Origin of the sequence: Salipiger bermudensis, assembly GCF_019801965.1 — a bacterium.
In the GTDB taxonomy this organism is placed as follows: Bacteria; Pseudomonadota; Alphaproteobacteria; order Rhodobacterales; family Rhodobacteraceae; genus Salipiger; species Salipiger bermudensis_A.
Genome location: NZ_JAHVIA010000004.1, coordinates 302,830 through 315,630 on the forward strand (window position 1 = coordinate 302,830; position 12,801 = coordinate 315,630).

At 68.2% G+C, this 12,801-nt stretch carries 10 protein-coding genes; 5 read left to right on the forward strand and 5 right to left on the reverse strand.

All coding sequences use genetic code 11. The annotated features are described in order from the left end of the window. Positions 1-7: 7 nt before the first annotated feature. Both KUV62_RS10915 and KUV62_RS10920 read left to right on the forward strand, forming a co-directional pair. On the forward strand, positions 8-784 hold the full coding sequence (locus tag KUV62_RS10915) for a gamma-glutamyl-gamma-aminobutyrate hydrolase family protein (RefSeq protein WP_222603720.1): 777 nt from the start codon (positions 8-10) through the stop codon (positions 782-784). 92 nt (positions 785-876) lie between these two features. Then, positions 877-1,419 carry a flavodoxin domain-containing protein gene (locus KUV62_RS10920; protein ID WP_222603721.1) on the forward strand — a complete coding sequence of 181 codons (543 nt, stop codon included), beginning with the start codon at positions 877-879 and terminating at the stop codon, positions 1,417-1,419. 12 nt (positions 1,420-1,431) lie between these two features. Here the strand turns inward: KUV62_RS10920 and KUV62_RS10925 are convergent, their stop codons facing one another. From KUV62_RS10925 to KUV62_RS10945, 5 genes are all read right to left on the reverse strand, one after another. After that, the gene (locus KUV62_RS10925; RefSeq protein ID WP_222603722.1) at positions 1,432-4,128 is read right to left on the reverse strand and encodes a Hint domain-containing protein; all 2,697 of its coding nucleotides are present in this window, start codon (positions 4,126-4,128) and stop codon (positions 1,432-1,434) included. A gap of 244 nt (positions 4,129-4,372) precedes the next feature. Further along, entirely contained in the window at positions 4,373-6,610 is a 2,238-nt protein-coding gene (locus KUV62_RS10930; RefSeq protein ID WP_222603723.1) for a xanthine dehydrogenase family protein molybdopterin-binding subunit, read from the reverse strand. A gap of 3 nt (positions 6,611-6,613) precedes the next feature. After that, positions 6,614-7,072 (reverse strand): (2Fe-2S)-binding protein, encoded by a 459-nt coding sequence (locus tag KUV62_RS10935; protein WP_222603724.1) that lies wholly within the window; start codon positions 7,070-7,072, stop codon positions 6,614-6,616. Between the two features lie 392 nt (positions 7,073-7,464). Further along, positions 7,465-8,658 carry a kynureninase gene (gene kynU / locus KUV62_RS10940; protein ID WP_222603725.1) on the reverse strand — a complete coding sequence of 398 codons (1,194 nt, stop codon included), beginning with the start codon at positions 8,656-8,658 and terminating at the stop codon, positions 7,465-7,467. Next, positions 8,655-9,401 carry an SDR family NAD(P)-dependent oxidoreductase gene (locus KUV62_RS10945; RefSeq protein WP_222603726.1) on the reverse strand — a complete coding sequence of 249 codons (747 nt, stop codon included), beginning with the start codon at positions 9,399-9,401 and terminating at the stop codon, positions 8,655-8,657. Before KUV62_RS10945 ends, kynU begins: the two co-directional genes overlap by 4 nt. 128 nt (positions 9,402-9,529) lie before the next feature. On the opposite strand from KUV62_RS10945, the gene KUV62_RS10950 reads away from it, so the two are divergent. The 3 genes from KUV62_RS10950 (at position 9,530) to KUV62_RS10960 (ending at position 12,800) form a co-directional block, all read left to right on the forward strand. Beyond that, entirely contained in the window at positions 9,530-10,477 is a 948-nt protein-coding gene (locus tag KUV62_RS10950) for an MBL fold metallo-hydrolase (RefSeq protein WP_222603727.1), read from the forward strand. Between the two features lie 167 nt (positions 10,478-10,644). Then, positions 10,645-11,097, forward strand: coding sequence for a methyltransferase family protein (locus KUV62_RS10955; protein ID WP_222603917.1), 453 nt, complete (start codon positions 10,645-10,647; stop codon positions 11,095-11,097). Between the two features lie 128 nt (positions 11,098-11,225). After that, on the forward strand, positions 11,226-12,800 hold the full coding sequence (locus tag KUV62_RS10960; RefSeq protein WP_222603728.1) for a Re/Si-specific NAD(P)(+) transhydrogenase subunit alpha: 1,575 nt from the start codon (positions 11,226-11,228) through the stop codon (positions 12,798-12,800). Position 12,801 lies beyond the last annotated feature (1 nt).

A 12,801-nucleotide genomic window follows, 5' to 3' on the forward strand; every position in this document is an offset into this window, starting at 1 on the left:
GGTTTTCATGGCCCGCCCCGTCGTCGGCATCATCGGCAACCAGCACCTTCTGAACGATCACTACCCGGCCCATGCGGGCGGGGAGATGAACACCGAGGCGGTCTCCTGCGTCTCGGGCTGTCTGCCGCTGCTGATCGCCGCCGACCCGCGCTTCGTCTCGGTCGAGGAGCTGATGGAGGTCTGCGACGGCTTCCTGCTCACCGGCGGGCGGCCCAACGTGCATCCCGAGGAATACGGCGAGGAGGCCACCGAGGCGCATGGCGCCTTCGACCGCGCGCGCGACGCCATCGTGCTGCCGCTCGTGCGCCAATGCGTCGAGCGCGGACAGCCCTTCCTCGGCATCTGCCGCGGCTTCCAGGAGGTCAACGTGGCGATGGGCGGCACGCTCTACCCCGAGATCCGCGACCTGCCGGGGCGGATGAACCACCGCATGCCGCCGGACGGCTCGCTGGAAGAGAAGTTTGCGCTGCGCCACAAGGTGACGCTGGCCGAGGGCGGCCGCTTCCACAAGCTCTTCGGCAGCACCGAGGTGATGACCAACACGCTGCACGGGCAGGGCATCAAGCGCCCCGGCAGCCGCATCGAGATCGAGGGCTTCGCCCCCGACGGCACGCCCGAGGCGATCCACGTCAAGGGCGCGGCGGGCTTCACCCTGTCGGTGCAGTGGCACCCGGAATGGGACGCGGCCAACGATCCGGTCTCGCGACCGCTCTTCGAGGCCTTCGGCAACGCGGTGCGCGACTTCGCCGCCACGCGCCGCGCGCCGCAGCGCATCTCGGCCTGATCCGCACCGGCTGGCGCCGCTTGCGCCAGAGCAAGGCGGGCCGCGTCGCGCGCTGCTAGGCTTGCCCCGGAACCGGGGAGAGGAGCCGAACCATGCGCATACTGATTGCTTACGCGACCACCGAGGGCCAGACCCGCAGGATCTGCCGCTTTGCCAGTGACAGGCTGGTGGCGGCGGGACACAGTGTCGAGCTGCTCAACGTCGGCGATGCCGAGGGGCTGGAGCCCGCGCGGTTCGACGCCGCGGTGCTGGCGGGCTCGGTGCATATCGGGCTGCTGCAGTCGGAGCTGATCGCCTTCGCGCAGGACCACGCGGCTGCGCTGGCGCGGATGCCGGTGCTCTACCTGCAGGTCTCGCTGGCGGCGGCGGGGCAGGATGCCGAGGAATGGCAGGAGCTGCGGGAGATCGCCGACAAGACCGTGGCGGAGTTCGGCTGGCGGCCGGGGCGAATCGAGCAGGTGGCGGGCGCGTTCCGCTTCGGGGAGTATGATTTCTTCAAGTCGTGGGCGATGCGCTGGATCGCGTCGCAGCATGGCCAGAAGGTCGATCCCAAGGCGGACCGGGAATACACCGACTGGGGCCGGCTTGCCGAGGTGGTGGACGGCTGGGCCGCGACAGCGGCCGAGCAGCGCTGAGCGCGGTGCGGCTCAGGCGGCGATCAGCTTGAGCCCGTCGCGCCATTCGAGCAGCGAGCGCACCTCGTGGCGGCGCAGACAGCGGCGCGCGGTGGGGCCGAAGCGGTCGGGATCGGCGCGCAGGTCGGGCAGGGCCGCGAACAGGCTGGCGCGGCCGGCCTCGGAGAGCGTCTCGAGCCCGGTGGATCCAAGATGGAAGCTCTCGGTGGCGAGCCCCTCGGCCTCGATCACGTGGTGACAATCCAGCAGCAGGTGGATGTAGGTGACGGTGCCGCCGGCAATGGTCTCGGCGGCGCCGTACTCGGCCAGGTGCGTGGCGCTGACGAAGACCTCGCGCTCGCCGAAGAGCAGCTCGGCACGATAGTCGCTCAGAAGCATCCGGTGCTGCGGTGAGACCAGCAGCGGGCGGGGGCCTCCCGGCACGCGCACCGGGGCGAGGCTGCCGGTGGCAACGACCTCGCGCGAGCCGACCCAGCGCAGCGGCCGGGGGCCTGCGTCGCGGGTGATCAGCAGATCGCCGGGGCGCAGCGTCTCAACCGGGCGCAGGCCGGTGGCGGTGCGGATCAGGGTGCCGGGGGTGAAGCAGATGATGCTGTCGATGTTTGAGAAGCTGACAGTGGTGCCGTCGAACATCTGCGCCGTACCGGTGAGTTCGCCGCCGGTGTTGTCGGTGATGTTGAGCGTGGTGCGGTCGACGAGCTGGTTGAGATCCAGGCGGTCGCCGCCGCTCTGGCCGGTGGTCTGGCCCTCGATATAGATCGTGCCGCCTGGGGTCTCGCCGAGATCGACGAGGCGGAACAGGTCGTCGCCATCGCCGCCATCGACGGTGTCGCCATGCGAGACCTCGATGGTGTCGTTACCGCCGTCGCCATAGACGTTGTCGGCCCCCGTGCCGCCGGCAATGAAATCGTCACCCGCGCCGCCGAAGATCGTGTCCTGATCACCGCCGCCGTCGATGCTGTCATTGTCGGCGCCGCCGTCGAGCCAGTCGCGCCCGGTCAGACCCGAGATGGTGTCGTCGCCGGCACCGCCGAGGATGACGTTGGTCCAGTAGCTGCCATCGGCATCCATGCCGTGGCCGTCATAGCCGGTGAGGGTGTCGTCGTAATCCGAGCCGATGATGCCGTCGATCCGGCCCCAGCTCACGTCGCCCTCGGCGTCGCCGCCCGAGAAGGTGCCGCTGCCGAGATTGACCGAGACCGCCGAGCCGGAGTTGGCATAGCTGATGTAGTCGAGGCCCCAGCCGCCATCGAAGGTGTCGGCACCCGCGCCGCCTTCGAAGGTGTCGGAGCCGGTGCCGCCGTAGAACAGGTCGTCGCCGTCGCCGCCGATCAGGCTGTCATTGCCGTCGCCGCCGTCGAGCGTGTCGTTGCCATCGCCGCCGTCGAGCGTGTCGTCGCCAGCCTCGCCGTAGAGCGCATCGTCGCCGAGGCCGCCGGAGAGGCTGTCGTTGTTGGTGCCGTCGGGGATGGCCGAGTATTGCAGGTCGGTGACCCAGATGCCCTGCGTGCCCGAGAGCGCGTTGGAATAGATGATCTCGACCGAGGAGACCGGTCCGGCGATCTCGACCAGCACCGAGCCGCCGGCATCGGCGGCATCTTCGGTCACCTGGTTGGCGGTGATGGTGTTGCCAGAGACGGTGTCGCCACCCGAGGGCGTGAGCGTCACCGTGACCGGGTTGCCGTTGGCGTCGTAGGCGTTGACGGTGACGATATCGAGGTGGTTGGCGTCGATCCAGTCGATGTCGTTGATGCGGAAGGCGAGGTTCTGAACCGCGTCCTCCGCAGCCGAGCCGGCTGCGGCGGTGAAATCGATCGTGGTCGTCGAGGTGGCGCCGTCGCCGGCGCCGGACAGCAGCAGGGCGTGGGTGGTCGAGAAAGTCTCGCCCGGGGCCCGGTACTGGGTGAAATCGGTGTCGATCTCGAAGGTCGGGGCGTTGTCGCCGTCGCTGACGAAGGAGAAGGTGACGTCGATGTCGCCGGTGGTCTGGGTGAAGCCTGCCGAGACATCGGTGTCGTTGCCGCCGATATCGGTCCAGGCCATGGTCTCGACCGGAGCGCTGTCGCCGTAATCGCCGTAGATCACGTCATTGCCGCTGCCGCCGTCGATGCTGTCGCTGCCCATGCCGCCATAGGCGGTATCGGCGCCATCGCCCGCGGCGATGCTGTCATCGTGTCCGAGCGCGCTGCCATCGACCTGCTCTCCCTGCGGATCGGAATAGGCGAGGTCGATGCGATCATTGCCGCCGGTGCCGTCGATCACCCCGTCCTGATACTCGGCATAGGTGAATGCGGCGTCGCCGATGGCGGCGTTGGAATCGCTCTCGTAGGCCACGACCTCATAGCTGCGCCCCGCGACAAGCGGTTGCTCCGACAGGGTATAGCTGCCTGCCGCCGCGCCGCTGTCGGTCGAGAAGAGCACGACCTCGAAGGTCTCGCCGGTGACCGTGTCGCGCAGGGTCCAGACGTCTTCGGCCTCGACCGCGCTGCCGGTGGAGGTGCCGGAGGTGGTGGTGACGTCGGCGGTCGCGGTCTCGCCGCCCCCGGCGTTGTCGTCGAGGGTCTGGCCCTCGATGCCGGCCTCGTTGTCGGTGATGACAGCGGTGCCCTCGCGCGTGGCGGGGCCGTTCCAGACGAAGCTCTGGCCGTTCGTGGTCGGAATGGTGCCGGTTGGGTCGAATAGATAGAAATCGACCGTATACGTCGCCATGATTGCTGCCCCACTCGTACTTTTTGACCGCCCGTCTCAACGCGGGCCTGACCTTTCCCCCAACGCACAGACAGGGGTGATCCCCGTACTTGGCGCCAAATGTGTCGGAAATGTGGCGTGATTTTCTTTATTTTAGATATATCATAAGCTTGCCACAGCTCTTCCCGTGCCGCGACGGGCCGGCATGGCGCTGCCTTATGGGCATCTGGCCGTGGCCGGGCGAGGGATGCCTCTGGAGGCCGGATCAGGCCGCGAAAGACACCGCGCGGTTCAGCGGCAGCGTCCTGTGGCGCGTGCCGGTGAGGTCGAAAAGCGCATTGGCCAGCGCCGGCGCGGCGGGCGGGGTGCCGGGCTCTCCGATGCCGCTGATCCAGCGCTGGGTCTCGAGGATGCGGGTCTCGACCTCTGGCATCTGCGGCAGGCGCAAGGCATCGTAATCGTAGAAGTTTTCCTGCTCGGCCATGCCGTCGGCGAAGGTGATCTCGCCCATTATCGCCGCCGAGAGCCCGTAGACCAGCCCGCCGACGAGCTGCTGGTCGAGGATGCCGGGATCGAGCGCCACGCCGACATCCGCCGCCATCCAGGCGCGTGGTATGCGGATGCCGCCGTCGCTCTCGGCCACCTCGATGACGCAGGCCACCGGCGTGCCGAAGCTGAAGCACATGGCGACGCCGCGCCCGGTGCCCTCGGGCTTCTCGGGCCAGCCCGACATCTCGCGCACCGCCTCGAGCACGCGGGCGGCCGGGCGCCAGGCCCTGTCTGCCAGCGCAATGCGGAACGCCAGCGGATCGGCCCCGGCGGCGTGGGCCATCTCGTCGAGGAAGCTCTCGTGGAAGAAGCCGTTATAGCTGTTGCCGACCGAGCGCCAGAACCCCACCGGGACCTTCAGTTCGGGCGCGATATGGCCTCGGGCGCGGGCGTTGGGGATGGCGTAGGGCTGGTTCCAGAGCCCTTCCACATGGACCTTGTCCGGCCCCGGCGGGGCGAATCCCATCCAGCGCTCGAGCGCCTGCCGGGCGGTGGAGGGGGCGGCGACGGCGGCATCGAAGAGTACGGCCTCGCCATCCTTCACCGCACCACGCATGCGGGCGATGGCGGCGGGGCGGTAGAAATCACGCCGCATGTCTTCCTCGCGCGACCAGGTGGTCATCACCGGCGTGCCGGGCAGGGCCGCGGCAACGCGGGTGGCGAGAACGGAGAAATCCAGCTCTCCGCGACGGCCGAAGCCGCCGCCCATCAGCGTGGTGTGAACGGTGACCCTTCGCTCGGGCAGTCCCGCCGCATCGGCGCAGGCGCTGCGGGTGAAGGTCGGCAGCTGGTTGCCGGACCAGATCTTCAGCCCCTCGGCGGTAACATGCGCGGTGGCGTTGAGCGGCTCCATCGTGGCGTGGGCCAGGAAGGGCACACGGTACTCGGCGCTGATCTCGCTGGCGCCGTCGGGCAGGCTGTCGGGGTCGCCGCGGTCGAGCAGGGTGCTGTCCGGAGCACGGTCGAAGGCGGCCTCGATCTCGGCCAGGATGGCATCGGTGGTCTCGGGGTAGGGGGCGGGCGCCCAGTCGATCTCGATGGCGTCGACCGCCTGCTGCGCCAGCCAGGTGTTGGTGGCGATGACCGCGACACCATCGCCGAGATCGACGATTTTCTCAACGCCCGCCATCTGCTCCGCCGCCTCGGCATCGAAGCGCAGCATACCGGCGCGCCGTGGCGACATGCGGAGCGCGGCGAAGCGCAGCCCCTCCGGGCGGACATCGATGCTGTATTGCGCGGTGCCGGTGGCTTTCCTGACCATGTCGAGCCGCGGCAGCGGTTTGCCGAGCAGGTTCCACTCCGACGGGTCGCGCAACAGCACCTCCCGCGGGGCATGGCCGCGCGCCTCCTCGGCCAGTTCCGTGTAGGGAAAGCGCTGGCCGTCCGGGCCGATCACCGCGCCGTTTTCCGTGGTCAGGAGGCCTGGATCGGTGTCGAGCCGCGCGGCGGCTGCGGCCTTCAGCATCTCGCGGGCGGCGGCGCCGGCGGCACGCATGCGCTCAAAGCCGTCCTTCATCGCGGTCGAACCGCCGGTGACCTGCATCCTGAGCGGCTTGCCGAGCGTGCCCAGGGCTTCGCCCACCGCATGCTGGAAGGCGCTCTTGCCGTAGGCGGGGCCGGGGGCGTTCTCGGCCATCAGGGCGCTGTTGTAATAGGCCTGCGCGGGCGGCCCGTGCAGCACCTGGACCTGATCCCAGGCGAGGTCCATCTCCTCGGCGATCAGCGCGGCCCAGGTGGTCTGGGTGCCCTGTCCCATCTCGGCGCGGGGCGCGATCAGGGTGACGCCGTTGCCGTCGATCAGCACGAAGGGGTTGAGGGTGGTCTCGTCGGGCTCCGGGCGCAGCGGGTTGGTGCCGGGGCTGCGCAGGTACCAGACGCCGAGCGCCACGCCGCCGGCGATTGCCACGGAACCGAAGAGGAAGCTGCGGCGGGCGATGGTGCCAAGACGCGACATGGTTCAGCCCTCCATGCCGGCGGCGGCGCGGATGGCGGCGCGGATGCGGGGATAGGTGCCGCAGCGGCAGAGATTGCCGGCCATGGCGGCGTCGATGGCGGCATCGTCGGGCTGCGGGGTTTCGGCAAGCAGCGCCGCGGCCTGCATGATCTGGCCCGACTGGCAGTAGCCGCATTGCGCCACCTGGTGGTCGATCCAGGCCTGCTGCAGCTTCGAGAGCGCCGCGGGCGTGCCCAGGCCTTCGATGGTGGTGACATCGCCCCAAACATCGCCGAGCGCCACCTGGCACGAGCGCACCGCCTCGCCGTCGATCTGCACCGTGCAGGCGCCGCAGGCGGCGACGCCGCAGCCGAACTTGGTGCCGGTGAGGTGCAGCGCGTCGCGCAGCACCCAGAGCAGGGGGACCTCAGCCGGCAGGTCGATCTCATGCGCGGTTCCGTTGACGGTGAGCGTGGTGGGCATCGCGGCCTCCTCCTGCCGGGAGCGTTTGCGGTCAGTGTCGTGGAACCGGGGCGGCGGGTCAATTCAGGCAGGGCGTGACGCTGCGGTGCTTGCGATGCGGAGCGCCTGCGGCGCGCAGGTTTTGTCGACTTGCGGCCCGTCGGGCCGCCGTCTCCGCGGGCTTGGCTGGCGTGACGCCTTTGCCCGGGGGCGGTGCGGGTGGTTTCGGGCGGGATTTGAGTATTTGCGACGTAGAGAAGGGGCTGGATTGGCGCGCTGGCCCCGGGGGTGTGCGGGGTGGCGATGGAGGCGTGGTGAGTGTTTGGGACGTAGGGAAGGCAGGGGGCGCGGTGCTGGCGGTTGGGCTCGAGGGCCGGGGAGCTGCGCGGCGTTGGGGGCCGCGCAGGGGAGGGTCAGGTGACGCGTTTGCGGCGTTGGTATTTCGGGTGATCCCAGAGCGCGCCGCGCAGCACGCGGGCCAGCACCTCGACCGCCTCGTGGATCTCGGCCTCGCCGATATAGAGCGGGGTGATGCCGAAGCGCAGGATGTCGGGGGCGCGGAAATCGCCGACCACGCCGAGATCGATCAGCGCCTGCATGATGGCGTAGCCATGCTCGGAGCGGAACGAGACCTGGCTGCCGCGGGCGGCGCCATCGCGCGGGGTGGCGAGGCGCAGGCCGGGGCAGTGTGTCTCGACCTCCTCGATCATCATGCCTGTCAGCGCCAGCGAGCGCTTGCGCAGCAGGGCCATGTCGACCTTGTCCCAGATGTCGAGCGCGGCGTCGAGCGCCGCCATCTGCAGCACCGGCGGGGTGCCCACGCGCATGCGCTCGATGCCCTCGCCGGGGCGGTAGCCCTGCTCGAAGGCGAACGGCGAGGCGTGGCCGAGCCAGCCGGCGAGCGCCGGGTCGGCCTCCTCGGCGTGTTCCGGGGCGACATAGATGAAGGCCGGCGCGCCGGGGCCGGCATTGATGTACTTGTAGGTGCAGCCGACGGCGAAATCCGCCTTGCCGGCAGCCACGTCGACCGGCAGGGCGCCGGCGGAATGGGCCAGATCCCAGATCGCCAGCGCGCCCATGTCATGCGCCTTTGCGGTCAGTGCCGCGACGTCGTGGCGGCGACCGGTGCGGTAATCGACTTCGGTGACCAGCAGCGCCGCGACCTCCTCGGTGATCGCGTCCTCGAGCTCGTGCGGGGCGACGAGGCGCAGCTCGTGGCGATCGCCGAGCAGGCGGATGAGCCCCTCGGCCATGTAGAGATCGGAGGGGAAATTGCCGCGGTCCGACAGGATCACCCGGCGCTCGGGGCGCAGCTGCAGCGCCGCGGCGAGGGCCTGGAAGACCTTGATCGACAGCGTGTCGCCGACCACGGTCTGGCCCGGCGCGGCGCCGATCAGTCGGCCCAGCCGGTCGCCGAGCCGCTTGGGCATGTCCATCCAGCCGCAGGCGTTCCAGCCGCCGATCAGGTGTTCGCCCCATTCCTCGGAAAGCATGCGCTCGAGCCGGGCCGGGGTCGCCTTCGGCAGCGGGCCCAACGAGTTGCCGTCGAGATAGATCAGTCCCAGCGGGATGTGGAACTGGTCGCGGGTCCAGGCGAAATCGGTCAAAATTCTCCTCCGGAAATCTGGATGGCCTGGCCGTCGATGCTGTCGGAGCCGGGACCGCAGAGCCAGAGCGCGGCTTGGGCGATGTCCTCCGGCGGGATCAGGCGGCCATGGGGGTTGGCGGATTGCACGAGGGCGGTGGCCGCGTCGCGGCTCAGCCCCTCGCGCTGCATGACGCGGGCGATGTTCTGCTCGACGATGTCGGTCTGGACATAGGCTGGGCAGAGCGCGTTGAAGGTCACCGGCTGGGCGAGGTGATCTGCGGAGAGGGCGCGCATCAGGCCGACGAGCCCGTGCTTGGCGGCGACGTAGGGCACGGCGCGCTTCATGCCCTTCACCCCGGCGATCGAGGCAATCGCGATGACGCGGCCCCAGCCGGCCTCGAGCATCGCGGGAAGCACCTCGCGGGTGGTCAGGAAGGCGCCGTCGAGATTGGCGGCGAGGCTCTCGCGCCACGCCTCGAGCGAGATGTCGGGAAACTGCGCGGGCTGCGCCAGCCCGGCATTGGCGATCAGGATCTGCACCGGGCCGTGGGCGGCGCTGGCGGCGGCGATGCCATCGCGCACAGAGGCCTCGGAGGTCACGTCCATGACCTGCGAATGCAGCGGCGGGCCTGCGGCCTCGAGCACGTCCGCGCGGCGGCCGCAGATCGTCACGCTGGCGCCGGCCTCGGCCAGCGCACGCGCGATCGACAGCCCGATCCCGGTGCCGCCGCCGGTCACCAGCGCGTGTCGTCCCTCCAGCATTCTGCCCCCTCCGACTTGGTCGCGCGACCCTGACGCGGTTTCACGTCGCAGGCAAGGTGCGGGATTGCCGCTTGTTTAACTCATGCACACATGTGAATGTGTGGTGTGCATGTGGAGGAGGAGAGATCATGCGGGTCTGGACGACGATGGCAGCGCTGCTGCTGGCCGGGACGGCAATGGCGCATGAGGATATCGCGGATCTCTATCCGCAGTCGGAGCTTTACAGCAAGCCGGTGGAATTCATCCCGCATGTCTGGAGCGCCATCGGTGCGACCGCGCCGCCGACCTACGAGAATTCGGGCCACAACAACAATCTGAGCTTCATCGTGACCGGCGACGGCGTTGTGGTGATCAATGGCGGCGCCTCGGTGCGGCTGGCGCAGGCGCTGCACGAGGAGATCAGGGCGGTCACCGACCAGCCGGTGAAGCTGGTGATCAACGAGAACGGGCAGGGGCACGCGGTGCTTGGCAATGCCTACTGGGCGGGGCTCGGGATCGACGTCCTGGCGCATGAAGATGCCATCGAAGTGGTCGAGGCGGATGGTGATTTCATCTTGCAGGGCATGCAGAGATACAACCAGGACAAGGCCGAAGGCACGGTGGTTTCGGTGCCGAACTTGTCTTTTTCCGACAATTATACGATCGAGATGGGGGATGTGAGCATCGAGGTTCTGCATCTCGGGCCGGCGCATGATCCAGGTGATGTTCAGGTCTGGATTCCGCAGTGGAGCATCGTCATCGCGGGCGACATCGCCTTCCACGAGCGCATGCCGCCGATCTTTGCCGAGACCTGCACGAGCTGCTGGATCGAGACCTTCGACGGGCCGTTCACCGATCTGGGCGCGACCTACGTGATCCCCGGCCACGGGCACCCGACCAACATGGCGCAGGTGACGCGCTACACCTCGGATTACCTCAAGGACCTGCGCGCCAAGATCCGGGCCCATATCGACGAGGGTGGTGATCTCGCGGGGGCGTTCTATGTCGACCAGTCGAACTGGGCGCAGCTCGACACGTTCGAGGAACTGGCCACCAAGAACGCGGGACGGGTGTTCGAGGAGATGGAATGGGAATGACCGGCAACGGGCCCGCGCGAGGCGGCAGGCGCGGCCACGGCAGAGGCTGAAGGCGCCGGCGCAACGCGACATAGGCAAAAGGTGGAGCGACGCGGGGCCTCTTGACCCGGCGTCGCTCTTGTCGCCTCTTGGCACGGGTATTTCTCAAAGAGGGCTGGGCTCGCGTGATACGGAAATGGATCGACATTCCGCCTGTCTGGCTGCTGGCTTTCCTGTGCGTGGCCTATTGGCAGGCGCGCAACCACCCTATTGGGCTGAGCTTCGGGCCGGTCTGGGCCGATCTGCTCGGAGGGCTGCTGGTTGGCGGCGGGCTGTTGCTGGCGGCTCTGGCGCTGATGGAGCTGCGCCGCAGCCGGACCAGCTTCATGCCGCACGAGGAGGCGGCGCAGCTTGTCACCGGCGGTGTCTTCCGGCTGTCGCGCAACCCGATCTACGTCGGAGACGTGATGATCCTGCTCGGGATGATCCTCTATCTCGACGCGGTGCTGTCGCTTGTGCTGGTTCCGATCTTTGTCTGGGTTGTGGAAAAGCGCTTCATCGAGAAAGAAGAGATGCGATTGCAGCGAAAGTTTGTTGCGCGTTACGTCAGGTACTCGCAACAAACGAGACGGTGGCTTTAAATTCGTGGTTGAATGTGATTAACCGGCGCGATGACATTGTGAGCCGCGGGTCGGCACGATAGACCCGGGCCATACGGCATGTGCCGCAACGTAAAACAAGACCTCAGGAACCAAGGGGGATCCAAGACGTGAAGATCGGAACGCCAAAGGAATTGGCGGCAGGAGAAAACCGGGTTGCGATGACGCCGGAGTCGGCGCTGCAGCTTCAGAAGCTCGGCTACGACTGCGTCATCGAGACCGGTGCCGGCGTGAAGGCAGGCTTTGCCGACGCCGCCTATGAAGAGGCCGGCGTCACCGTCGTTGACGGGCCGGACGCGCTCTGGTCCCAGGCCGACATCATCGCCAAGGTGCAACCGCCGACCGACGAGGAAGTCGGCCGCCTGAGCGCCGACAAGACCCTGATCTCGTTCTTCTGGCCGGCCCAGAACGAAGCGCTGATGAAAGAGGCGGCCGACAAGGGCGCCAGCGTCATCGCCATGGACATGGTGCCGCGCATCAGCCGCGCCCAGAAGATGGACGCGCTGAGCTCGATGGCCAACATCGCGGGCTACCGCGCGGTGATCGAGGCGGGCAACAATTTCGGCCGCTTCTTCACCGGTCAGGTGACCGCCGCCGGCAAGGTGCCGCCCGCCAAGGTGCTGATCGTCGGCGCCGGTGTGGCCGGCCTCGCCGCCATCGGCACCGCGACCTCGCTGGGCGCCATCACCTACGCCTTCGACGTGCGTCCGGAAGTCGCCGAGCAGGTCGAGTCGATGGGCGCCGAGTTCGTCTATCTCGACTTCGAGGAAGAGCAGGCGGACGGCTCGAGCTCCGGCGGCTATGCCTCGGTTTCTTCGCCGGAATTCCGCGAAGCACAGCTGGCCAAGTTCCGCGAGCTGGCGCCCGAGATGGACATCGTCATCACCACCGCGCTGATCCCCAACCGCGAAGCGCCCGAGCTCTGGACGCCGGACATGGTCGCGGCGATGAAGCGCGGCTCGGTGATCATCGACCTCGCGGCGGAGAAGGGCGGCAACTGCAAGCTCACCGTAAAGGACGAGAAGATCGTCACCGACAACGGCGTGACCATCGTCGGCTATACCGACTTCCCCTCGCGCATGGCGACGCAGGCCTCGAGCCTCTACGCCACCAACATCCGCCACATGATGACCGACCTGACGCCCGAGAAGGACGGCACGGTCAATCACAACATGGAGGATGACGTCATCCGCGGCGCGACCATCGCGCACAAGCATGACGTGACCTGGCCGCCGCCGCCGCCGAAGACCAAGGCGATCGCGGCTGCCAAGCCGAAGGAGAAGGCACCCGAGCTGACGCCGGAAGAGAAGCGCGCGGCGGAAGTCGCGGCGTTCAAGGCGCAGACCAAGCAGCAGGTCACCCTGCTGGGCATCGGCGGCGTGCTGCTGCTGGCGGTGGGCCTCGTGGCGCCCGCGAGCTTCATGCAGCACTTCATCGTCTTCGTGCTGTCGGTCTTCGTCGGCTTCCAGGTGATCTGGAACGTCAGCCACTCGCTGCACACCCCGCTGATGGCCGTCACCAACGCCATCTCCTCGATCATCATCCTCGGCGCGCTGATGCAGATCGGCTCGGGTTCGTGGCTGGTGATCCTCCTCGCCGCCGTTTCGGTCTTCATGGCCGGCATCAACATCTTCGGCGGTTTCATGGTCACACGGCGCATGCTCGCCATGTTCCAGAAGTCGTAAG

Coding starts and splice junctions, on each gene's coding strand:
- KUV62_RS10920 (WP_222603721.1), top strand. CDS start 877: ATGCGCATACTGATTGCTTACGCGACCACCGAGGGCCAGACCCGCAGG.
- KUV62_RS10925 (WP_222603722.1), bottom strand. CDS start 4,128: ATGGCGACGTATACGGTCGATTTCTATCTATTCGACCCAACCGGCACC.
- KUV62_RS10945 (WP_222603726.1), bottom strand. CDS start 9,401: ATGCTGGAGGGACGACACGCGCTGGTGACCGGCGGCGGCACCGGGATC.
- KUV62_RS10915 (WP_222603720.1), top strand. CDS start 8: ATGGCCCGCCCCGTCGTCGGCATCATCGGCAACCAGCACCTTCTGAAC.
- KUV62_RS10950 (WP_222603727.1), top strand. CDS start 9,530: ATGCGGGTCTGGACGACGATGGCAGCGCTGCTGCTGGCCGGGACGGCA.
- KUV62_RS10930 (WP_222603723.1), bottom strand. CDS start 6,610: ATGTCGCGTCTTGGCACCATCGCCCGCCGCAGCTTCCTCTTCGGTTCC.
- KUV62_RS10935 (WP_222603724.1), bottom strand. CDS start 7,072: ATGCCCACCACGCTCACCGTCAACGGAACCGCGCATGAGATCGACCTG.